Annotated in this window: 20 protein-coding genes; 7 read left to right on the top strand and 13 right to left on the bottom strand. The window is 60.6% G+C overall.

What is annotated here, in order from left to right:
* Positions 1 to 123: 123 nt before the first annotated feature.
* The 3 genes from radC to NW845_RS09410 are packed head-to-tail and all read right to left on the bottom strand — an operon-like array spanning position 124 to position 3,623.
* Positions 124 to 855, bottom strand: coding sequence for a RadC family protein (gene radC, locus NW845_RS09420; protein WP_414361138.1), 732 nt, complete (start codon positions 853 to 855; stop codon positions 124 to 126).
* 7 nt (positions 856 to 862) lie between these two features.
* A complete protein-coding gene (locus tag NW845_RS09415; RefSeq protein WP_414378272.1) occupies positions 863 to 2,569 on the bottom strand; it encodes an ArnT family glycosyltransferase in 1,707 nt (568 codons plus the stop codon).
* Positions 2,562 to 3,623: a CIA30 family protein gene (locus NW845_RS09410; protein WP_414378270.1), complete on the bottom strand. Its 1,062-nt coding sequence runs from the start codon at positions 3,621 to 3,623 to the stop codon at positions 2,562 to 2,564. Before NW845_RS09410 ends, NW845_RS09415 begins: the two co-directional genes overlap by 8 nt.
* Before the next feature lie 475 nt (positions 3,624 to 4,098).
* Here NW845_RS09410 and psbV point away from each other — a divergent pair, with 475 nt between their 5' ends.
* The 4 genes from psbV (at position 4,099) to NW845_RS09390 (ending at position 6,563) form a co-directional block, all read left to right on the top strand.
* Positions 4,099 to 4,596 (top strand): photosystem II cytochrome c-550, encoded by a 498-nt coding sequence (psbV, locus tag NW845_RS09405; protein WP_414370281.1) that lies wholly within the window; start codon positions 4,099 to 4,101, stop codon positions 4,594 to 4,596.
* Entirely contained in the window at positions 4,596 to 5,120 is a 525-nt protein-coding gene (gene psbV2, locus NW845_RS09400) for a photosystem II cytochrome PsbV2 (RefSeq protein ID WP_414378268.1), read from the top strand. The genes psbV and psbV2 overlap by 1 nt, the downstream gene beginning before the upstream one ends.
* 67 nt (positions 5,121 to 5,187) lie before the next feature.
* Positions 5,188 to 5,679: a hypothetical protein gene (locus NW845_RS09395; RefSeq protein WP_414365038.1), complete on the top strand. Its 492-nt coding sequence runs from the start codon at positions 5,188 to 5,190 to the stop codon at positions 5,677 to 5,679.
* Positions 5,667 to 6,563, top strand: coding sequence for a sulfatase-like hydrolase/transferase (locus NW845_RS09390; protein WP_414365037.1), 897 nt, complete (start codon positions 5,667 to 5,669; stop codon positions 6,561 to 6,563). The genes NW845_RS09395 and NW845_RS09390 overlap by 13 nt, the downstream gene beginning before the upstream one ends.
* A gap of 102 nt (positions 6,564 to 6,665) precedes the next feature.
* On the opposite strand, the gene NW845_RS09385 is transcribed toward NW845_RS09390, so the two are convergent.
* The 4 genes from NW845_RS09385 to NW845_RS09370 all read right to left on the bottom strand — a co-directional run bounded on the left by NW845_RS09385 (position 6,666) and on the right by NW845_RS09370 (position 11,469).
* Entirely contained in the window at positions 6,666 to 7,802 is a 1,137-nt protein-coding gene (locus tag NW845_RS09385; RefSeq protein WP_414370277.1) for an AI-2E family transporter, read from the bottom strand.
* Between the two features lie 21 nt (positions 7,803 to 7,823).
* Positions 7,824 to 8,600, bottom strand: a complete 777-nt coding sequence (gene fabI / locus NW845_RS09380) for an enoyl-ACP reductase FabI (protein ID WP_414348999.1) — start codon at positions 8,598 to 8,600, stop codon at positions 7,824 to 7,826.
* Positions 8,601 to 8,661: 61 nt separating this feature from the next.
* Entirely contained in the window at positions 8,662 to 10,467 is a 1,806-nt protein-coding gene (aspS, locus tag NW845_RS09375) for an aspartate--tRNA ligase (protein WP_414378266.1), read from the bottom strand.
* 72 nt (positions 10,468 to 10,539) lie between these two features.
* Positions 10,540 to 11,469 carry a metal ABC transporter solute-binding protein, Zn/Mn family gene (locus tag NW845_RS09370; RefSeq protein WP_414378264.1) on the bottom strand — a complete coding sequence of 310 codons (930 nt, stop codon included), beginning with the start codon at positions 11,467 to 11,469 and terminating at the stop codon, positions 10,540 to 10,542.
* Positions 11,470 to 11,531: 62 nt separating this feature from the next.
* On the opposite strand from NW845_RS09370, the gene NW845_RS09365 reads away from it, so the two are divergent.
* Together NW845_RS09365 and NW845_RS09360 are read left to right on the top strand one after the other, a co-directional pair.
* On the top strand, positions 11,532 to 12,287 hold the full coding sequence (locus tag NW845_RS09365) for a metal ABC transporter ATP-binding protein (protein ID WP_414378263.1): 756 nt from the start codon (positions 11,532 to 11,534) through the stop codon (positions 12,285 to 12,287).
* Positions 12,288 to 12,302: 15 nt separating this feature from the next.
* Positions 12,303 to 13,136, top strand: coding sequence for a metal ABC transporter permease (locus tag NW845_RS09360; RefSeq protein WP_414378261.1), 834 nt, complete (start codon positions 12,303 to 12,305; stop codon positions 13,134 to 13,136).
* A 46-nt stretch (positions 13,137 to 13,182) separates the two neighbouring features.
* Here the strand turns inward: NW845_RS09360 and NW845_RS09355 are convergent, their stop codons facing one another.
* The 3 genes from NW845_RS09355 to NW845_RS09345 all read right to left on the bottom strand — a co-directional run bounded on the left by NW845_RS09355 (position 13,183) and on the right by NW845_RS09345 (position 15,473).
* A complete protein-coding gene (locus NW845_RS09355) occupies positions 13,183 to 13,473 on the bottom strand; it encodes an RNA recognition motif domain-containing protein (protein ID WP_414365030.1) in 291 nt (96 codons plus the stop codon).
* A 195-nt stretch (positions 13,474 to 13,668) separates the two neighbouring features.
* The gene (gene rsmG / locus NW845_RS09350; protein WP_414378259.1) at positions 13,669 to 14,451 is read right to left on the bottom strand and encodes a 16S rRNA (guanine(527)-N(7))-methyltransferase RsmG; all 783 of its coding nucleotides are present in this window, start codon (positions 14,449 to 14,451) and stop codon (positions 13,669 to 13,671) included.
* Entirely contained in the window at positions 14,448 to 15,473 is a 1,026-nt protein-coding gene (locus tag NW845_RS09345; protein ID WP_414378257.1) for a hypothetical protein, read from the bottom strand. Before NW845_RS09345 ends, rsmG begins: the two co-directional genes overlap by 4 nt.
* Before the next feature lie 394 nt (positions 15,474 to 15,867).
* On the opposite strand from NW845_RS09345, the gene guaA reads away from it, so the two are divergent.
* Positions 15,868 to 17,418, top strand: a complete 1,551-nt coding sequence (gene guaA, locus NW845_RS09340) for a glutamine-hydrolyzing GMP synthase (protein ID WP_414378274.1) — start codon at positions 15,868 to 15,870, stop codon at positions 17,416 to 17,418.
* A gap of 52 nt (positions 17,419 to 17,470) precedes the next feature.
* Here guaA and NW845_RS09335 read toward each other — a convergent pair whose 3' ends face one another.
* The 3 genes from NW845_RS09335 to NW845_RS09325 form a co-directional block, all read right to left on the bottom strand.
* A complete protein-coding gene (locus tag NW845_RS09335; RefSeq protein WP_011430503.1) occupies positions 17,471 to 17,692 on the bottom strand; it encodes a hypothetical protein in 222 nt (73 codons plus the stop codon).
* 2 nt (positions 17,693 to 17,694) lie between these two features.
* On the bottom strand, positions 17,695 to 18,021 hold the full coding sequence (locus tag NW845_RS09330; RefSeq protein WP_414378255.1) for a hypothetical protein: 327 nt from the start codon (positions 18,019 to 18,021) through the stop codon (positions 17,695 to 17,697).
* Positions 18,022 to 18,101: 80 nt separating this feature from the next.
* Complete coding sequence (locus NW845_RS09325) at positions 18,102 to 19,148, bottom strand: CobW family GTP-binding protein (protein ID WP_414365023.1); 1,047 nt, start codon at positions 19,146 to 19,148, stop codon at positions 18,102 to 18,104.
* Positions 19,149 to 19,394: the final 246 nt, after the last annotated feature.

Genomic DNA, 19,394 nt, shown 5'->3' with positions numbered 1-19,394 from the left:
ATTCCCGCCACCACCTAGAACAAAACATATTATTTGTTCGCCAGCTTCATTTTTTAAAACCTAAACGCGTGGTCTTGGGGCGGGGGGTGAGGGCTGGCTACCCTGGGAGAGGGGCTGGGGGTGCTACTCCGGCTGGGGAAACTCCTCCCACAGGCGGGTGTGCTGGCGCAGGCTAAGGAACTGGCCGCCGCCGAGAATGAGGTGATCCAAAACCGGGATCTGCAGCAGTTGCCCCGCCTGCAAGAGTTGCCGCGTCAGGGCAAGATCCTCCGGGCTGGGATCCAAACTGCCGGAGGGGTGGTTGTGGGCCACCAGGATGCGGCTGGCTCCTTGCTTGATGGCGCTGCGGAAGGTTTCCCGCGGGTGGGTGAGGGTTTCCGTGGCGGTTCCCCGGGTTACAATCTGCTGGCCAATGAGGCGGTGTTTGATGTCCAAGTGCAGGACGGCAAAGTGCTCTTGGGTCTCCCACATCAGGTCGCCGCTTAGGGCCATGGCCGCCTGTTCTGGCGATTCAATCACCGTCCGCTCGGGTGGTCGGGCCAAAAAGATCCGCCGCCCCAGCTCGATGGCGGCCAACACTGTTGCTGCTTTGGCTGGGCCAATGCCCTCAATTTGCAGCAGCTCTCCGGCTTCCAGCTGGCGCAGTTGGGCTAAGGGATCCCCCTGGGCTTCCAATTTTTTCAAGAGCAACTGGGCCAGGCCAACGGCTGAGAGCTTGCCCGGCCCCTGGCCGGTATTGAGCAAAATGGCCAGCAGCTCCGCGTGGGAAAGGCTTTTGGCCCCCTGGCTGAGCAGTCGCTCGCGCGGGCGATCCTGAAGGGGAAGGTCGCTGATACGCAACACGTACTGGCTCATCTTGCGGCTAGGGGAGAGAAGAGGTTTTTTTCAACAGCCAAAAGGGGCTGCGGCGCTCTACGACCTGCCAAGTTGCTGCTAGCTCAGCTACAAAGGGATCCCAGGTCACCAGATAGTCGGGCACCTGCCAGGCGGCCAGCTCCTCCAGGTTGGCGGCATAGGGCACCTGCAGCGGGCCATAAAAATAGGGTACAAATGACCGCAGCCCATAAAGGCCAACCCTTCCCGAAAGAGCCGGTTCTGGGCCGGCAAACTGCCGGAAGAAGTGGACGGATCCCCCCTGGGTATGCTGCAACACCCTTGGGAAAACCCAGCTCCAGGCCAACTGGGCGCTTAGTCCCGTGGCCAAGAGCAAGATGGCCCATCCCCGAGCATTGTGCCGAGCTCTAATCCAGGCCAGTCCCCCCAACGCCAGGAGCACAGCAGGGCCATAGGTGAAGAAGGGCCACTCCACCTCGGCCTGGAGATATCCAAGCGCCAAGCTGCCCGCTAGGCTCTCAAAAAGGTCGGCAAGCGGGATCCCCAAAGCCGCCAATCCCTTCTCGACCCTCGGCAGCAGCAGGACGGGATCCTGGGATCCCAGCCAGGGCAATAGCAGCCACAGGGCTAGCCAAAACAAACCGCTCAGCAGGATCCAGCCGCCTTCCCAAACGCTGAGTTGAGCCTCTCTTGATCCCAGGCGTTGCAGGCGCAGGGCAGCAAAGTAGGCGCCGATGGGATAAAGCAGCGAGGTGTAGTGGATCAACTTGGTTTGCACCAAGAGCGAAAACAGAGCCAGCACCACCCCGAAGGCCACCAACAGCAGGCGTTCTGCCCGCTGAGTTAAATCCGCCGCTGCCGAGTCACTGCTCCTGCGGAGGCTGGCCAAGATCTCGGCCAAGGCCGGAGCCGCCCAGGGAAAACACCCTAGAGCAAAGGCCAAGAGATGCAGGTAAACTGGGCCGGGGTGGCCGCTGGGGGTACTCACCAAACCCCACTGGTAGTGCCAAAACGCCGCCAGCCACCGCAGCCCCCGCGCCGCTGCTTCCAGCGCCAGCCAGGCCAGAGGAATAGCCCCCGCCAAGCCGAGGAAGGCCACCATCTCCCCCCACCGCCTTGGCGGATCCCGCTGCCAGAGCTTGTAGAGGGCCCAGATGCCCAGCGGCAACACCAGCCCCACCGGCCCTTTGGCCAACACCGCTAGGCCCAAGGCCAGCGCGCCCAGGGCGTTCCACCCCTGCCCGGAGCGGCCGGAGCGACGGGCCTCGTCGGCAGCCCAAAGGGATCCCAGCCCCACGCCCATGCCCAAATTCAACAGCGGGTCGATGAGGCCGGTTTTGTAGAAAAACAAGGGCAGGTAGCCCGTCAGGAGCAGGACCCCCCAGAGGCAGCCAAACCCCACCCCGCGCAGCCGCGCTCCCCACGCCCCCAAGAGGGCCACCGTGATGCCGCCGGCAAACGCATTGGGTAGCCGCGCCGCCCCTTCGTTGACCCCCAGGGCCGCCATCGCCAGGGCCTGCAGCCAGAAAAACAGGGGCGGCTTCTCGTAGAAGGGCTCGCCGTTGATCTGCAAAGCCAGGGGATCGCCGCTGGCCAGCATCTGCCGCGCCAAGCTGGCGTAAATGAGCTCGTCCCAGTCAAACAGGTAAGGGATCCCCTGGCCCGCCCCCAGCCACAGGAGAGCCAAAAGCCCCATCCCCAGGGATCCCTGGAGGCCGCCAAGAAGCCTAGCCATGGAAGGCTTCCAGAGGCACCACCCGGCCCACACTGGCGGGCGAGCGCAAAAGGCGCAGTAGGTGAGCGGCTAAGGTGGATCCCTCGATCTCGGCGGGAATCTCCACCCCACACCAACGGCTGGAGCTCTCCTGCAGGGCCGCCACCCAATCGGGAGTTAGGGATCCCCGCGCCACCCCAATCAGTTGCGGCAGCGGCTCCTGGCGATAGAGCCCGATCCAACGCACGCCCAGCCGAAACGGCCCAGGCCGAAAACGGGGGTTGGGGCTGCCGTCCGCTTCAAACTTGCTCAGCATCAGTTGCAGCGAATGGATCTGGCGGGTATTCAAGGGGGGAGCGGCAACCCGGCGGGCGCGAAAGGTGGGCACCATCTCGGCAAAAGGAACCTGGACAGTCTGCTCCTCCCCTGGGGTGGTGTCGAAAGCATAGCTGTAGGCCGGGCTGTCCCAGCCCCCTTGATCCCGCAGCAGAACCTTGTAGCGCTGTCCATCGCCCCGTAGCTGCAGCTCCAGGCCGGCAAACCCTGAGGCATCCAAGGGCGGCTGCCAATTGCGCGTGCGGGTGGAAACAAAGCCGCCGAAGTTGGCCGTGGAAACCTGGCCCGTAAACAGCAGCTCACCCTCCCCCCAGAGCAGTTGGCTTTGACTCACCCCGCCCATCACCACATCGTCGAGGATGCCCCAGAACTGGTTCAGCTGGGGATCGGGCTGGCGGAAGTCAAAGAGCAACTGTTCTGTTTGGCCGCTGCGGCGCAGGCGCTCTAGGTAGGCCTTAGCTTTCTCCCGGTTCTCCAGACCGAGGATGACCCTGGCTGTCACCTCATCCCCTCTCTCCTGGACTTCTGCCCCTTGCCGGTGCAGCGCCTCCGCCAGCCCCACTGGTAGGCCATCGCCCAAGAGGATCACGGGAAGGGGAGCTGAAGTCGCCAGGGAAGGAGGCATGAAGTCAACGGCTGCTGTCTGAAACCCATTCTGAACCCAGCGCCAGAGGTCAGCAAAGGGCAGCGCTTCGTAGTAGGTCAGCGTGTTCCAAAACCGCCCCAGATCCCAAGGCATGGCCTTCCCATCTAGAGAACGCACGCAGGCGAGATGCTTACAGGATAGCCCCAGTCAGGGGATCCCTAGCAATTGAACCGCCTTTGAAGACTCCTCAACCCTATCTGCCCCAACCTCTGCCGGCCCTAGGTTTTCTCGGCAGCGGATCAAGCCAACCGCTGCTGTCCTCTCCAGAAGGCAAGGGATCCCTTCTCCGAGTTTGCTTTTGTGGATCGCATTGCCGCTCTCGGCAGGGTGGGGGCACTAACCCAACCGTTGAGGGGGCGCTGGATCCGCAATCAAACTTAACACTAAAAGTCGAAGAGAATAGCTTGCAAAAGCGATCCCGGATCCCATCGGCAAATGATCTCGCAATGGTCTATTCTTGATCCTGTTGTCGGGTTTGTCGCTGGAGCGGAGCTGACCCCCCCCTTCTAAGATCGAACTACGGAGAACCATGTTTAGCAAATCTTTTTCTCTTCAGAAAGCGTTCGCGATGGCGCGTCGTCGGTTATTGGTCCTGATCTTGGCTTTGGGGATGGCCGGATATGCCTGGGGGCCGGCCTTGGCGGCCAGGCAGATTCCTCCTGTAGCCTTGTCGCCAACCGAGTCCATCACTTTCACGGAAGCGCAACTGGCCAGAGGAAAGCAGTTATTCAACAAAGCCTGTGCCCAGTGTCATGTGGGTGGCCAGACCTATCCCAACCCGGACGTGAGCCTGAAGCTCTCGGATCTGGAGGGGGCAACACCTCCCCGCGATAATGTGTTGGCGATCGTAGACTACATCAAGAACCCGGTCACCTATGACGGGGTAGAGTCCCTGGTGGAATATCATCCCAACACCCAGCTTCTGAGTGAGTATCCTCGCCTGCGCAACCTCACCGATGAGGATCTGAAGTTAATTGCCGGCTACATCCTAGTGCAGGCTAAGACCGTACCCGGCTGGGGCGGCACCAAGAGCGAATCCCACAGCGACCTTTCCGCCTATCTCTAATGCCTGGGCAAACTCAAGGGGCAAACCGGTGGGGGATCCCGGGCCGTGGCTGGAGGTGGGCCGGGATCCTGCTTTTGGTATGGCTAGGGATAGCTAGCCCAGCGGCAGGCCGCGTTGATCCCTATGTGAGCCAGTACCTGCGAACCACTGAGCCAATAGAGTTGCCCTGGGATGCCGAAGGGCACATGCTCACCTTTACTCCAGAGCAACTTACCGACGGGAAAAATCGCTTTCAGGCTGCCTGTCTGAACTGCCACGTGGGTGGCTCTACCCTACCGGCTCCTAACATTTCCCTTTCGCTCAAGGCCTTGCGCGGCGCCACCCCGCCCCGCGACACCATTCAAGCTCTCATGGAGTACCAGCGGGATCCCCGCAGCTACGATGGCACCGAAGTTAGCTATGGCTGCCGCCCTGTGCCTCCCTCCTGGATGGATGATGAAGCGCTGCGCAACCTGGCTGCCTTTATCCTCAGGGCGGCTCAAGTGGCTCCGGGCTGGGGATCCAACGTCATCGGAGGTGGCTGAGGAATCGGGGTTCCCTCCGCCCGTTGCAGGGGTGGTGATAGCCTAGTGAAAAGGGAAGGTGGCGGCCATGCTCCAGAATATCCGCTCCATACTCCTGGGCCTGTGGATACTGGCCCTGCTCGTTTTCCTTGTCCAAAACTGGGGATCCACAGCAGCGGTCGTCGTGGCTGGTCAAGCCGGCGCTGCGATTCCTTTGTCGCTGACGCTGTTCACTGCCTATGGGGTAGGAGTCGGCTTGGGGTTTCTGTATGTGGGCGCTTGGCGGCTGCATGATCAGGCGTTGCAGCGACAGGCAATCCGCAAGTTAAACCAGCTCATCGACCGAGTGCGCTTCTTGGAAGCGCAGATGATTCCCCCCGACCACTATTTGCCTCAAGATCTGCCGGAGTACGAGCCGGATCCCCAGGCAGGTCGCTATTCCTATTCCAATATCCCGCCGGAACGCATTCGCCAACCCGCTGAACCTGAGGAGGAAGACGACACGGCCACTACCCCCAACTGGCGGATAGTCCGACGTCCCTACCCCGGCCAAGAGGAGGAAGAGGAATGGGACTCCTAAGCTGGTGGAGATCTTCTGCCAATCCCTTGCCTGAGCCCGCTCCCCGACCTGAGCCCCAAGGGCAAAATCACTACCTGTTGATCATTTTGGACAGTTGCCGCTTCGACAGCCTGCTGGCGGCTAACCCCAAGCATCTGCTCAAGTTGGGATCCCTGGAAAAGCGTTGGAGCTACGCCTCCTGGACGGCTCCCGCCCATTACAACCTGCTGATGGGCCTGTTGCCTCACACCAGCCCTACCCACGTTTTCGCCTCTGAGCACTACAAGCAGGAGTATTTGCGTTACAACGAGCGCCTCGGCACCCGGCAGCCGATTGAGTTCAAGCATCTGCTGCCTCACCTCTACTTGCCAACGCTCCTGAAGCATCAACTGGGCTACACCACCCATGCCATGGTCTCCCTGCCGGTGCTCAACCCCAGCACCCTGCTCAATCGCGACTTCGATTCCTACCGTCTCATGCCGCGGCACAACGATATGGCGGCCATGGTGGAGCAGTTGCGCTTCGAGCCGGATCGCCCCAGCTTTTACCTATTAAATGTGGGCGAAACTCACTATCCCTACGCCCTGCCCGACGAGGATCCCAGCTCGTGGCCCCGCATCTCTGGGGTCAATGGTGTGTTAAAGCGCCTGGATGAAGGGGAAGAGGCCGGGATCCCCTTTTTCAATTCCGCCCAGTTGGAGGAGCTGCGCCAGCGGCAGATCGAGGCGGTGCGCTACCTAGATGGGGTCTTTGAGCAACTGTTCGATCTGGTTCCCAAAAACACCTACATCACGGTTACTGCCGACCACGGCGAGTTGTTTGGGGAAGGGGGCTACTTTGGCCATGGCCCCATCCAGCACGAAAAGGTGCTAGAAGTGCCTTTCATTGAGGGAAAAATTCGCTAGGACAAGGCCCAGCCCCTCACCCGCGGCCCTCTTCCTCTGGGAGAGGGGAGATGGGGATCGGGGCTAGGTTGCTGCCTGGAAGAGTCGTCTGCGAAAAAGGGGCTAGACCTGCTGGGTCTCTGGCTTGGGCAAGGTGGGATCCCGGTGGGTTTCGATGGGGCTTTTGCTGAGGGAGGTCACCTTCGCAGCAGGGGATAAGCCATCTTCGGCGGCCAAGTCGGCGGAACGGGCAATCTCGTAGAGACTTTTCACCACACTGGTTAGGGGAATGGCAACGATCACGCCCAAGATGCCCCCCAGTTGCGCCCCCACCAATAGGGCAATCAAGATCCACACCGGGTTGAGGCCAATCAGTTCCCCCATTAGCCGGGGAGCGATGACTCGATCCTTGATCTGCTGCACAATTAGGGAGACCAGCACCACCTTGAGGCTGAGCCAGATATCTTGGAAGGCCAGCAGCACTGCTGCCGCGCCGATGCCGATAAAGCCCCCCACTAGCGGGATCACCTCCAGCAGGCCAATCAAGAGGCCAAACAAAAGCCCAAAGGGTACTCGCAGCAGCCCAAACACTGGCACCAGCATCAGGGCCATAATGAACCCCAACACCAACTGGCTGATGAGAAAGTTCTGGAAACTCAGAGCCAGGGCTTCGCCGATGCGCGGCCCCCAGGGCTTGGGGAAGAGGCTGAGCAACCCCTGCCAAAACTGGCCGCCGTAGAGCAGCATGTAGAGGGCCAGCACCAACACCAACACCAAGTCAACCACCTGGTTAAAGGTGCCCAGGAGGATGTCTAGGGATTGGCTGGCAATTTTTTCGGCACTGGCCTGCAGGCGGTTGAGGAGGGTGTTCACCAGCTCCGTCTGGCCGAGGTTGATGTTGCGCTCTGCCGCCCACAGGCTGATTTGATCCAGCCAGCTTTGTAAGGTATCCACCCACTCCGGGATCCGCGCCCCCAACTGCACCACCTGCTTGGCCAGGATGGGCACGATGGCGATCCCTACCAAGGCCAGCAGCACCACCGACAGGGCAAAAACCAGGGTGACCGCCAAACCCCGACTGACCCGATAGCGCTGCAGCACCTGTACCGGATAGTTGAGCAAAAAGGCCAGCACCGCTGCCGTCAGGAGGGTGGTGAGCAGATGGCCAAACAGCCGGCCCACCTGCAGGGCCAGCCAGCCGCTAATGACGATCAAAATCCAGGTGAGCAGCAGCCGCTGCAAAGGTGAGAAGCGATTCATGCCAGGGGGATCCCCAAGAGCCTAAAAACCCAGGATGCTATATCCACTATCCACATAGATCACCTGGCCGGTAATGCCGCTGGCCAGGTCGCTGGCCAAAAAAGCAGCCACATTGCCCACCTCGAGCTGGGTGATATTGCGCCGCAGCGGAGCTTTCTCCTCCACCGCGTGCAGCATGGCATGAAAATCCGAAATCGCCGAAGAAGCCAGGGTGCGAATGGGCCCGGCAGAGATAGCATTCACCCGGATCCCGGCAGGGCCCAGCTCGGCCGCCAGGTAGCGAACACAGGTTTCCAGGCCCGCTTTGGTGACAGCGGCCATGTTGTAGTTGGGCACCACCCGCACGCCCCCCAGATAGGTGAGGGTGAGGATGCTGCTGCCGGCTCTCAAGAGGGGCTTGGCGGCCCGGCAGAGGGCAATCAGGGAGTAGGTGCTCACATCCATGGCCAGGGCAAACCCCTCCCGCGAGATATCGCTAAAGTTGCCGCTCAGCTCTTCTTTTTTAACGAAAGCTAGGCAGTGAACCAAGATATCGACCTGACCCCATTTTTGGGCCACCCCTTGAAACAGATCGTTGATCTGCTGGTCGCTTTGCACGTCGCAGGGAAGGAGAAAATCCGGCTGCAGGGGCTCCGTCAATTGCTGGACTTTGGTTTTGAAGCGATCCCGCTCGTCTGGCAAGTAGGTAACCCCCAACGTAGCTCCCGCTTTGTGCAGTTGCTGGGCAATGCCCCAGGCGATGGAGCGCTCGTTGGCAATGCCAGTTACCAAGGCTTTCTTTCCGGTCAGATCTAGCATAAGGAGACCCAAGAGTAGGGGTACATGCCTATCCATCCTCCCACACAGGTGGAGGGATCCCTTAGCTGGGCTGATAGGTGGAAGCCACGTGCAATTCTTTGAGCTGCTTGGGCTCGACGCCGGCAGGGGCGCCGGTGAGCAAACACCTAGCCTGCTGGGTTTTGGGAAAGGCGATGACATCGCGGATGGAATCTTCCCCCGCCAGCAGCATCACCAGCCGGTCTAGGCCGTAGGCGATGCCCCCGTGGGGCGGCGTGCCGTACTCAAAGGCTTCTAGCAAAAAGCCAAACTTGTCCCGCGCCTGCTCAGGGGTGAGGCCGATGGCCTGGAAAACCTGCTCCTGGATCTCCCGCTGGTAGATGCGCAGGGATCCCCCGCCCACTTCCACGCCGTTCCAGACCAGGTCGTAGGCCTGGGCCCGCGCCGTTTTTAGGTCGGCCAAGTCGTCGGGGGGGGGAGCGGTAAAGGGGTGGTGCAGGGCTTCTAGGCGGTTTTCCTCGGCGTTGAACTCAAACATGGGGAAATCGGTGATCCAGAGAAGATTCAAGGCGTTCTCCGGGATCAAGCCCAGCTCCTGCCCCAGGTGCAGCCGCAGGCGGCCCAGCGACTCGTTGACCACGGCAGCCGGCCCTGCCCCAAACAGCAGCAGATCCCCTGGCTTGGCGTTGGTCATCTGCAGCAACTGCTTCTCCTGCTCAGGGCTAAGGCTTTCCTTGAGGGCACCAATGGTATCGAGGCTGCCGGCGCGCACCCGAATGAAGGCCAGGCCGCCCGCCCCGTACTGGGTAACCAGCTTGAACAGATCGCCGCCGGGCTTGATGCGGGTGTTGGAGATCCTCTCGTCGCCGCCGGGCACCGGCAGAGCCTTGATCACTCCCCCCTGCTGCAGGGCTTTGGCAAAGACTTGAAAGCGGGATCCCTGAAACACCCCCGAAACATCCACCAACTCCAGCCCAAAGCGGGTGTCGGGTTTGTCGGAGCCGTAGCGGGCCATAGCCTCGGCGTAGGTCAGCCGCGGGAAGGGACGGGGCAGGTCGATCCCTTTGACAGTTTTGAAGATGTGGCCGATGAGCCGCTCGTTGAGCTCCAAGATTGCCTCCTGATCCAGGAAGCTCATCTCCATGTCCAACTGGGTAAACTCCGGCTGGCGATCCGCCCGCAGATCTTCATCCCGAAAACAGCGGGCAATTTGGTAGTAGCGATCCACGCCAGCCACCATCAGCAACTGCTTAAAAAGCTGGGGCGACTGCGGCAGGGCAAACCACTCGCCGGGGTTGACGCGGCTGGGCACCAAGTAATCTCTGGCACCTTCGGGGGTGGAGCGGGTGAGGATGGGGGTCTCCACCTCGATAAAGCCTTCTTCGTCCTCCAGAAAGCGGCGAATGGCCTTGATCACCTGGTGGCGCAGTTGCAGGTTGCGGGACAAGCGCTCCCGCCTTAAGTCCAAGTAGCGGTAGCGCAGGCGAATCTCCTCCCGCACCTCTTCCCCTTCTTCCCCCGAGACACTGAAGGGAAGCTGCTTGCCCACGCGGCTGAGAATTTCCAGCTCTTCTGCGTAGACCTCCACTTCGCCGGTGGGCAGGCGGGGGTTAAAGGAGTCTTCAGGCCGCTGCTGAACCCTACCTGTAACCCGCACTACGTATTCGCTGCGCACCTCCTTAGCCAGCTCGTAGGAGAGGGGGGTCTTCTGGGGATCCGCCACCAGTTGCACAATGCCGGAGCGATCCCGCAGATCGAGAAAGATCACGCCCCCGTGGTCGCGGCGGCGGTCGATCCAGCCGTAGAGGGTAACACTCTGGCCGATGTGAGCTGGGCGCACTTGGCCACAATAGAGGGAACGGGGCGGGCGACGGATAGCAGCAGGCATGGACGCGGTAAGAAAACAAGGGTCTGAGCCCCTATCATACAAAACTCAGCCCCCCTGCCTCGATTCTGCCCCTCAAGGACAATCAGGGGATCCGCCCAAGGCCCCCACAATCGTGCAGGTGTTGTGGCGCATCATAGCGATGTAGGTTTCGGCACCGCTGCCTGGCTCCCCTAGGGAGTCCGAGTACAGTTCCTGTTCGGCCACCTGGACTCCCGCTTCGGCGGCCACCGTTTGGATGAGAGCGGGGTTAAGGGTGGTCTCGGCAAAAACCGCTGGCACCCCCAGGGCGCGGATCTCCTCCACCAACCGAGCCACCGTCTGGGCGCTGGGCTGTTCCTCGGTGCTGATCCCCAAGAGGGATCCCCCCATCTTCAGGCCGTAGGCTTGGGTGTAGTAGGCAAAGGCAGCGTGGGTGGTCACCAAAACCCGGTTGCCAGGGGGAATGGTCTGAATCTGCTCCGCGATCCAGGCGTGGAGCTCTTCCAGCTCCGCCCGATAGGCGGCGGCATTGGCCTGAAAAAAAGCCGCTTCGCCGGGCACCTGTTTCGCCAGCTCCTGGGCAATGGGCTCCACCATGAGGATGACGTTTTCCACATTGCCCCATACATGGGGATCCGGCGTCGGGATCCCGTCCTCATCGGTGACGATGGGGTCGAGGATCTCGGCCAGGGCAACCCGCCGCGCCCGTTGAGCAGCAGCGTTGACGAGACGAATCAACCCCGCCTCCAAGTTGTAGCCGTTGTAAAACACCAGATCCGCCTGCTCGAGAGCTGCGGCATCTGCCGGTGTCGGCTCATAGACGTGGGGATCCTGTCCCGGCTGCAGCAGGCTGCTGAGCTGGATGCGATCTTGACCCACCTGCTCTACCCAATCGGCAATCAGAGTGGTGGTAGCCACAACGCGGGGACGTGCCACAGCCAAGCTGGCCAGAGATGTCCAACCGCCCATCAGCAGGCCAAGCCCCACCACCAAGCGGCGCAAAGAAAAGATCTTGGTTTTCATAATTGTTTCACTATTTGAGTTTCCCCTTAGGGTACACTGGTCTTGGCGAAAATGAAAGGAAAATGAAAAAGCCAGCGATTGCTCTCCCTCTTCGTCCGGCCTCTCTGGTGGTGCGGGATCTGACGGTGCGCTATGGCAAGTTGCTGGCGTTGGAGCGGATCAGCGCCGAGATCCAGCCAGGGTGCATCACGGGCATCCTGGGCCCCAACGGGGCTGGCAAAAGCAGCTTTCTCAAGGCGCTGCTGGGGTTGGTGCCAAAAGAGGGGGGCGAGGTGCGCTACGGCGGCCAGGCGCTGCGGGGGGAGCAGGTGGCCTATGTGCCGCAGCGGTCGGCCATCGACTGGAGCTTTCCGGCCACGGTGTGGGATGTGGTGGTGATGGGACAGGTGAGAGCTGCCGGCTGGTTGCGCCGCATCGGTCCGCAAGGTCGGGAGCGGGCAGCGCAAGCTCTGGAGCGGGTGGGGATGGGGGCCTATCGGGATCGGCCCATCGGTCGGCTATCAGGGGGACAGCAGCAGCGGGTGTTTTTGGCGCGGGCTCTAGCGCAGGCAGCCGAGATCTACGCCCTGGACGAGCCGCTGGCCGGGATCGACCAGCCCAGCGAGGCCATTGTGTTTCAGGTTTTGCGGGAGTTGGCCGACGCCGGCCATATCGTGATGGTGGTGCACCACGACCTGGGGCAGGCGCTGGCCCACTTTGATGAGGTGCTTCTCCTCAACCGCGTCCTGATTGCCCAGGGATCCCCGCAGCAGGTGCTGCAGCCGCAGGTGTTGCAGCGGGCCTATGGCCGCATCCTGCCCTTGGACTCAGCTGCCTAGGGGGTGAGGGGTGGTATGGAAGGGCTCTGGCACACCCTGGCGGATCCCTTGCGGTTTGCCTTTATGCAGCGGGCTCTGCTGGTGGCGGTGGCCATCGGCGTTCTCTGCGCGGTGGTGGGCAGCTATTTGCTGGTGCAAAGCTTGGCCCTCCTGGGGGATGCCCTCAGCCATTCGCTGCTGCCGGGCCTGGCCATTGCCTACCTGCTGGATCTCAACCTCTTTGTCGGTGCCTTCGTGGCGGGGTTACTGAGCGCCCTGCTCATCCAGTGGATCCGCTCCGCCACCCCCCTCAAGCCCGATGCGGCCATGGGGATCGTCTTTTCTGCTTTTTTTGCCCTAGGGATCCTCTTAATCACGTTAATCCAACGGCGGGCCCGCATCGATCTCAACCACTTCCTCTTCGGCAACCTCCTGGGGGTGAGCGCCGCTGATGTGTTGACAGTGGTGGGCATCACCGTCCTGGTGCTGGGATTGGTGGCCCTCTTTTTTAAGGAGCTGACCTTCTACAGTTTCGATCCCCTGGGGGCCAAGGCAGCCGGCCTGCCTACTGCAGGGTTGGGATGGGGGCTGATGGCGCTCACCTCCCTCACTCTGGTGGCCAGCATGAAGGCGGTGGGGGTGCTGCTGGTGCTGGCCATGCTCATCACGCCAGCAGCAACAGCTTACCTGCTGGCGCCTCGCCTGCACCAGGTAATGCTGCTGGGATCCCTCTTTGGCGTCAGCGCTAGCCTGCTGGGGATGTACGCTAGCTACTACCTCAACGTCGCCTCCGGCCCGACCATTGTCTTGGTGGCCTCCGTCTGGTTTGGCTTAGCCTTTCTGGCCAGAGTCATCTTCGGCCAAAGCTAAAGGCCGGGGAGAGAAGAGAGGGATCCCCGGCCCAGAGCCTATCCGATTAGAAGCGGGAAGAACGGCTATCCCGCCTGCCGCCGCCTGCGCCGGCCTGACGCGGCATTGCCTTGTTAACCCTCAGATCCCGGCCCATCCAGGTGGCGCCATCCAACTCGTCGATGGCTTTCTGCTCGTCGGCCTCGTTTTCCAGGTCCACGAAAGCAAAGCCCCGCTTGCGGCCCGTCTCCCGATCCACTGGCAGCTTAATTTGCTTGACGGTGCCGTACTCGGAAAACACAAGCCGTAGGTCTTCTTCACTGGCTTTGAAGGACAAGTTGCCCACAAAAATGGTCATAACGTAGCGAACTCCGAACCTTAACCTTTTAGCGCTCAGTTCGGAAGCTCACCTGGTTAGACCATTGGCTCAATCCGAACCTGATGCCAACCACATCTTAGTCTCCCCGACGGCATTTGCAAACTACCTGTTCAAGATCTTTCTCCAGGAACTTGCAGAAGCTTTTTTGAACTAGGAAATTAAGGATCCCAACTTTTAGCGGTGCTTGTCCTGTCCCAGGGGTTGGCGTTTGGGAATGCCGGGAGGACGGGGATAGCAAGCTGGTGTGGGGGCAACTTTCTCCACCAGCAGGCAATGCCGTATCCCGTGGCTGCGGGGGGTAGTGAAGGCTTCGACGTGGATCAGCTTCCCCCCCAGGAGAGAAAGGGCTCGCTCCAGAGTTTGGGCTTCTGCCTCGGTCCAATGGCCGCGGTAGAGAATGGCGCGTCCCCCCACCTTGAGCAGGGGCAGACAATACTCGGCGCAAACCTCCGCCGCTGCCAGGGCTCTGGCCAGGGCCAGATCGTAGCTGCCGCGTTCCTGCGGGTCTTGCCCCCAGATTTCGGCTCGCTGGGCCACCGCCCGCGCCTGGGTCAGGGAGAGCTGCTGCAGGGCCCCTTGCACAAAGGCAATCTTGCGTTGGCTGCTGTCCAGGAGGGTGAAGCTGGCCTGGGGCAGGGCAATTTGGGCCGGGATCCCTGGAAACCCTGCCCCGGTGCCGATGTCGATGCCCCGCCAGGGCCGAGCTTGAATCGCCGCCCAGGATCCCAGCAAGCGCAGGCCCCGCAGCGAGTCCCACAGGTGTTTCTCCCAAAAATCGGTGGGAGCGGTGATGCGGGTCAGGTTCTGGGTGCGGTTTCCGGCCATCACCAGGGGATAGAGCTGTTGCAGTTGCTGCCGCTGCGGCTCAGAAGGCTGCCAGCCCAGCTCCGCCAGCCAGCTCTCCCAGAGGGCCTCCAGTTCGGGGGGCTCAGAGGTAGGCGGGGCAGCCTTCTTCATCCCAGGGATCCCAGCCATCGCGATCCCAGTTGCAATCCGGCAGGAATGGCTCGGTCGGCCCAGCCTTTCAGCTCTTGGGTCAAGCCCTGCAAAGATCGGTCGGCGCCCAGCAGCTCCTGGTTCAAGCACACCAGCTCCTGCAAATCCAGCTCCTGGCAGTTGGCCCAATCTTCTGCCAGCAAGTTGATCGGCTGGGGCTGAGCTTGCAACGGCTGCTGGGCAGCCAACTCCAGCTCTATATCCAAAAGCACCTGCTCCAGCCGTTCTACCCGCTCTTGCATCTGGGCCAATAAGGCCGCCAACTGCTGACAGCAATGGTGAACCCGCTGAGCATAAACCTTGAGCGGCAGCGTCAGCGGCAGCAGCGACTCAGACAACAGTTGAATCAGGTGCTGGGCCTCCAGTTCTTCCAGTTGCAGATCTTGCCAAATGGCATGGTAAAAATGGAGTGAGCGACGACAGGTTTCCAGGCGCTGGTAGCAGGGCTGCAATACAGAGCTGCGCAACTCCTGCAGATAATCGGCCCACAGTTGTCCGGCCTCTACCACCCAACCCGTTTGCAGAAAACTCCACCCCTGGGCCAGCAGCCAACTGATCACCAGGCCTGCCAACAACTGCGGCTTTTGCTGGGCCAGAAAAGGCAGAAGATGCTCTCCCCAAATCGCCAACCCCAGCCAGAGCAGAGCGGCCAAAGCCAAGTGGGGCAAGCTGATCATCTGGGCCAGAAGCTGAGCAGAACCTGCGGATCCCTGGGGAAGTCGGCGCTGCCGCAGCATCCAGATGAGCCCTGCACCCAAGCTGTACAGCCCTCCCCCCAACAGCGGGATCACCACCAACCACAGGGGTTGCCCCCTCCACAGGTGCGGCAATAGCCCAGCCTGGCCCGGCGCATCCCAACTGAGCAAATACAAAGCCAACAAAGCCAAAACCACACCCCACCCCTGCTGCCGTTGGAGGCGTCGGGCCAGCAGGCGGCGGCGACGACGAAGATAGGTTTGAAAGGATTCAGCCACAATGGACATAAAACGATGGATCGCAGATCCCTGCCAATATCTCCACCGGTCTGGATCGCCTCCTTACGATCATAAGTCTTGGCTCGGCCCTGGCGTCTCTGGGTTCACTATTGCGATTGTTACTGGGAGTCATCGCTTGGCTGGCGGGGCAGGGCTCATCAGACAGTTTTTCAGAGAAGTTCTGTTCTCAAAGCGGGCCTGGGAGAGGCTGTCCAGGACAGGCGGCTGCAAGAAAATCCCCCATCCCTGCTACGATGGAAAGGTCCTTAACGTTTCTTATCCACAGCCAAGTTGGTTTCTTGGTTCGGGTTTTCTCTTCTGCACTGTGCGAGGTTTTGTGAGCGCTTCTGCATCTCTCCTTAGCTCTGACCTGTCTCTCTCTCCCCTCAAGGTGCAGCGCCAGATGATCGTTATTCTCGACTTTGGATCCCAGTACTCGGAGCTCATTGCCCGTCGTATTCGCGAAACCCACGTCTATTCGGAAATCCTTTCCTACCGCACCACCGCTGAACACCTGCGGCAAATACGGCCCCAGGGCATCATCCTCTCCGGCGGCCCCAACTCGGTCTATGAGCCGGGCGCTCCTGCTTGTGACCCGGAGATCTGGAACTTAGGGATCCCCATCCTGGGCGTATGCTATGGCATGCAGCTCATGGTGCAGCAGTTGGGGGGCAAGGTGGAGCCAGCCCAGAAGGGGGAATACGGCCGTGCCGCCCTGCACATTTTGGATCCCACCGACCTGCTCACCAACTTGCCGGAAAACAGCATTATGTGGATGAGCCATGGGGATGCGGTGACCGAGTTGCCGCCAGGTTTTCACGCCCTGGCCGCCACGGACAACACCCCCTTTGCCGCCATTGCCAACCCGGCGCGTCGTCTGTACGGAGTGCAATTTCACCCAGAGGTGGCCCACTCGCAGGCGGGTGCCTTTCTCATTCGCAATTTTGTCTACCACATCTGCGGCTGCGAGCCCACCTGGACAACGGAAGCTTTTCTGGAGGAGGCGATTCGGGAAGTCCGGGCCCGTGTGGGCGACAAGAAGGTGTTGCTGGCTCTCTCCGGCGGGGTGGATAGTTCCACTCTGGCTTTTTTGCTGCACAAGGCCATCGGCGACCAGCTCACCTGCGTCTTCATCGATCAGGGGTTTATGCGCAAGGATGAGCCGCAGCGGCTGCTGCGCCTTTTCCAGGAACAATTTCACATCCCTGTCCACTACGTAGATGGCCAGGAGCGCTTCCTCCAACAGTTGAAGGGAGTTACCGACCCGGAAGAAAAACGCAAGCGCATTGGGGCAGAGTTTATTCGCGTCTTTGAGGAAGAATCCCAGCGGCTGGGCCCCTTCGAGTACTTAGCCCAGGGTACTCTTTACCCCGATGTGATCGAGTCGGCCAACACGAATGTGGATCCGGTGACCGGAGAGCGCATCGCCGTCAAGATCAAAAGCCACCACAATGTCGGCGGCCTGCCGGAAAATCTGCGCTTTAAGCTGGTAGAACCTCTGCGCAAGCTTTTCAAGGATGAGGTGCGGCAACTGGCCCGCTCGCTGGGTTTGCCGGAAGAAATTGTTGGCCGCCATCCTTTCCCAGGGCCGGGCCTGGCCATCCGCATTGTGGGCGAGGTCACTAAGGAGCGTCTGGAAACCCTGCGCGAGGCCGACATGATTGTCCGCCAGGAGATCAACCGCTCCGGCTACTACCCCAAGCTGTGGCAAGCCTTTGCCGTGCTGCTGCCGGAAGTGCGCTCGGTGGGGGTGATGGGGGATAGGCGCACCTATGCCTGCCCAGTGGTGGTACGACTGGTTACCAGCGAAGACGGTATGACGGCGGATTGGGCCAGGGTGCCCTACGACCTCTTGGCCACCATCTCCAACCGCATCGTCAACGAGGTGCCCGGCGTCAACCGTGTGGTTTACGACATCACCTCCAAGCCGCCAGGCACCATCGAGTGGGAGTGATGCGGGTCAGGCGGGATCCCTTGCCTCTGGCCTCAAGGCCGGCCTGGATCAATCACCGATGGCCTGCTTCTGGCAGGGAATAGGAAGGGCTTGAGCTGAAGGGCTGAGCGGCTTGGACTTCCATGCGAGCCAGGGTTGTGGCCGCGTCGGCCAGTTGTAGGGCCAGGTTGGCACGGCTAATCGGATCCCGGGCATTCCAGAGATCTTGTCCCAAACAAAACACTCGATAGCGAAAAGCTTTGATGGAGTGCGATGGGATCACTTTGACGGTCATGGTTACAACCTTTTTTCCACAGCAATCTGAGCGTTCAGCAGAACCCGCTCGGGCTCAAGGTAAACAAATGTTACCAAAACAACTTCGTCGGCACCCCTAATCGCAACTGGGCAGGTGGCTTTTGGCGGCTCCACCCGTTCATGCCGTACCCCCACAGTGTATTCTCCAATCGGCAGGTCATCAAAGCCGGCGTCAGCGTAGATTAACTCGATGGTTTCTTCCGCAATCAGTTGCCCCTCCCGCTCCAGAAAGGCGACAAAAGGGATCCCGTCGATGGAAGTGAGGGCGTTGTTGGCCTGGTTGCGGATCATCACAAAAATGTCGGACATGGCTGGGATGCCCTCTCTCAAGGCTCCCCTCGCGAGGCTGGGGGAACGGGGCCCGACGCTTCTAAGCTGCCATCCAGTTCTTAGCCCTGGACGGGTGCAGGGACAAGACAGGCTTCCAACTTTTGCCGCAGCTTGGCCGTATCGAGGTGCTGGCCGATGAGCACCAACTGGTTTTTGGGCTGGCGAGGCCATGCATCGCTACTGAGGGTGTAGCGCCGACCGCTGAGGTGGAAGATATGTCGCTCTGGGCTTTCTTCAAACCACAGGATCCCTTTGGCCCGAAAGACTGCCTCGGGCAACTCATTGAGAAAGTTCTGGAAGGCGTCTAGAGAAAAGGGGCGATCGCTCTCAAAAGCCAGGGAGTTAAAACCATCAACCTCGATGTGGCTGCGGTGCGAGTGGCCATGCTCGTGGCCGTGTTCGTGGTCGTGCTCATGGTTATGCTCATGGTCATGCTCGTGCCCATGCTCAGTGTCGTGAGCCTCCTCCTGAGGCAGAGAGCTGGACTGAAACAGATCTGTATCCAGGATCAGCTCCAGGGGCACTGCGCTGTTGACCGTGCGCAAAATGCGGGCATCTTCCTTGATCTCGCGGATGCGTTTTTCCAAGCGTTCGATTTCCGCCGGCTCAACCAAGTCCGTTTTGTTGAGGAGAATGACATCCCCATAGGCAATTTGGCTGTAGGCGACGTCGCTGTTGAACAGGTCGGGGGCGAAGTTAGTAGCATCCACCAGCGTGATGATCGAGTCCAGTCGTGTCAGATCCCGCAGTTCTGGCCCCAAAAAGGTGAGGGCAACCGGCAAGGGATCCGCCAGTCCTGTGGTCTCCACCACCAGGTAGTCGATTTTGTCGGAGCGCTCCATCAGGCGCAGCACGCTCTCGACAATGTCGTCGCGGATGGTGCAGCAGATGCAGCCGTTGTTGAGCTCTACGAGGTCTTCTTCGCTGGAGACAATCAGCTCGCCGTCGATGCCAATCTCCCCAAATTCGTTGACCAGTACCGCTGTGCGCATCCCCTTCTGGTTGCGCAGGATGTGGTTGAGCAGGGTGGTTTTCCCACTGCCCAAAAAACCCGTGATGATGGTAACGGGTAAGCCTCGCTTGGGCACTTCAATGGTGGGGGTCATAGAGAACCGCGATCTGCTAAGGGAGAACCCTTCCACTCTATCCTCTGGAAGGCCGCTCTATGAACTACCCCACCGCGTAGGCGGGTGGGGTTTCCTCACCCGCTTGACAGCAGAGCTTTCGTCTCTTCTTCTGCCCCAGTTGCTTCAGGGATCCCGTGTACCGGGTCTCTGAAGTAGAGCTGAAGCATCCAAGACTCACGAGGCGGGTTCCCAGCCCCGGTTGCTGATTAGTAGCAACGTTGTAGA

The organism is Synechococcus sp. H60.2 (assembly GCF_047462315.1).
Classification (GTDB): Bacteria; Cyanobacteriota; Cyanobacteriia; order Thermostichales; family Thermostichaceae; genus Thermostichus.
Note: the sequence above shows the minus strand (reverse complement) of the source record. Positions and strands in the feature narration are given on the sequence as shown.

What these genes read in the sequence shown, in the direction of transcription:
- radC (WP_414361138.1), bottom strand. Translation starts at nt 855, where the DNA reads ATGAGCCAGTACGTGTTGCGTATCAGCGACCTTCCCCTTCAGGATCGC.
- NW845_RS09415 (WP_414378272.1), bottom strand. Translation starts at nt 2,569, where the DNA reads ATGGCTAGGCTTCTTGGCGGCCTCCAGGGATCCCTGGGGATGGGGCTT.
- NW845_RS09410 (WP_414378270.1), bottom strand. Translation starts at nt 3,623, where the DNA reads ATGCCTTGGGATCTGGGGCGGTTTTGGAACACGCTGACCTACTACGAA.
- psbV (WP_414370281.1), top strand. Translation starts at nt 4,099, where the DNA reads ATGGCGCGTCGTCGGTTATTGGTCCTGATCTTGGCTTTGGGGATGGCC.
- psbV2 (WP_414378268.1), top strand. Translation starts at nt 4,596, where the DNA reads ATGCCTGGGCAAACTCAAGGGGCAAACCGGTGGGGGATCCCGGGCCGT.
- NW845_RS09395 (WP_414365038.1), top strand. Translation starts at nt 5,188, where the DNA reads ATGCTCCAGAATATCCGCTCCATACTCCTGGGCCTGTGGATACTGGCC.
- NW845_RS09390 (WP_414365037.1), top strand. Translation starts at nt 5,667, where the DNA reads ATGGGACTCCTAAGCTGGTGGAGATCTTCTGCCAATCCCTTGCCTGAG.
- NW845_RS09385 (WP_414370277.1), bottom strand. Translation starts at nt 7,802, where the DNA reads ATGAATCGCTTCTCACCTTTGCAGCGGCTGCTGCTCACCTGGATTTTG.
- fabI (WP_414348999.1), bottom strand. Translation starts at nt 8,600, where the DNA reads ATGCTAGATCTGACCGGAAAGAAAGCCTTGGTAACTGGCATTGCCAAC.
- aspS (WP_414378266.1), bottom strand. Translation starts at nt 10,467, where the DNA reads ATGCCTGCTGCTATCCGTCGCCCGCCCCGTTCCCTCTATTGTGGCCAA.
- NW845_RS09370 (WP_414378264.1), bottom strand. Translation starts at nt 11,469, where the DNA reads ATGAAAACCAAGATCTTTTCTTTGCGCCGCTTGGTGGTGGGGCTTGGC.
- NW845_RS09365 (WP_414378263.1), top strand. Translation starts at nt 11,532, where the DNA reads ATGAAAAAGCCAGCGATTGCTCTCCCTCTTCGTCCGGCCTCTCTGGTG.
- NW845_RS09360 (WP_414378261.1), top strand. Translation starts at nt 12,303, where the DNA reads ATGGAAGGGCTCTGGCACACCCTGGCGGATCCCTTGCGGTTTGCCTTT.
- NW845_RS09355 (WP_414365030.1), bottom strand. Translation starts at nt 13,473, where the DNA reads ATGACCATTTTTGTGGGCAACTTGTCCTTCAAAGCCAGTGAAGAAGAC.
- rsmG (WP_414378259.1), bottom strand. Translation starts at nt 14,451, where the DNA reads ATGAAGAAGGCTGCCCCGCCTACCTCTGAGCCCCCCGAACTGGAGGCC.
- NW845_RS09345 (WP_414378257.1), bottom strand. Translation starts at nt 15,473, where the DNA reads ATGTCCATTGTGGCTGAATCCTTTCAAACCTATCTTCGTCGTCGCCGC.
- guaA (WP_414378274.1), top strand. Translation starts at nt 15,868, where the DNA reads ATGATCGTTATTCTCGACTTTGGATCCCAGTACTCGGAGCTCATTGCC.
- NW845_RS09335 (WP_011430503.1), bottom strand. Translation starts at nt 17,692, where the DNA reads ATGACCGTCAAAGTGATCCCATCGCACTCCATCAAAGCTTTTCGCTAT.
- NW845_RS09330 (WP_414378255.1), bottom strand. Translation starts at nt 18,021, where the DNA reads ATGTCCGACATTTTTGTGATGATCCGCAACCAGGCCAACAACGCCCTC.
- NW845_RS09325 (WP_414365023.1), bottom strand. Translation starts at nt 19,148, where the DNA reads ATGACCCCCACCATTGAAGTGCCCAAGCGAGGCTTACCCGTTACCATC.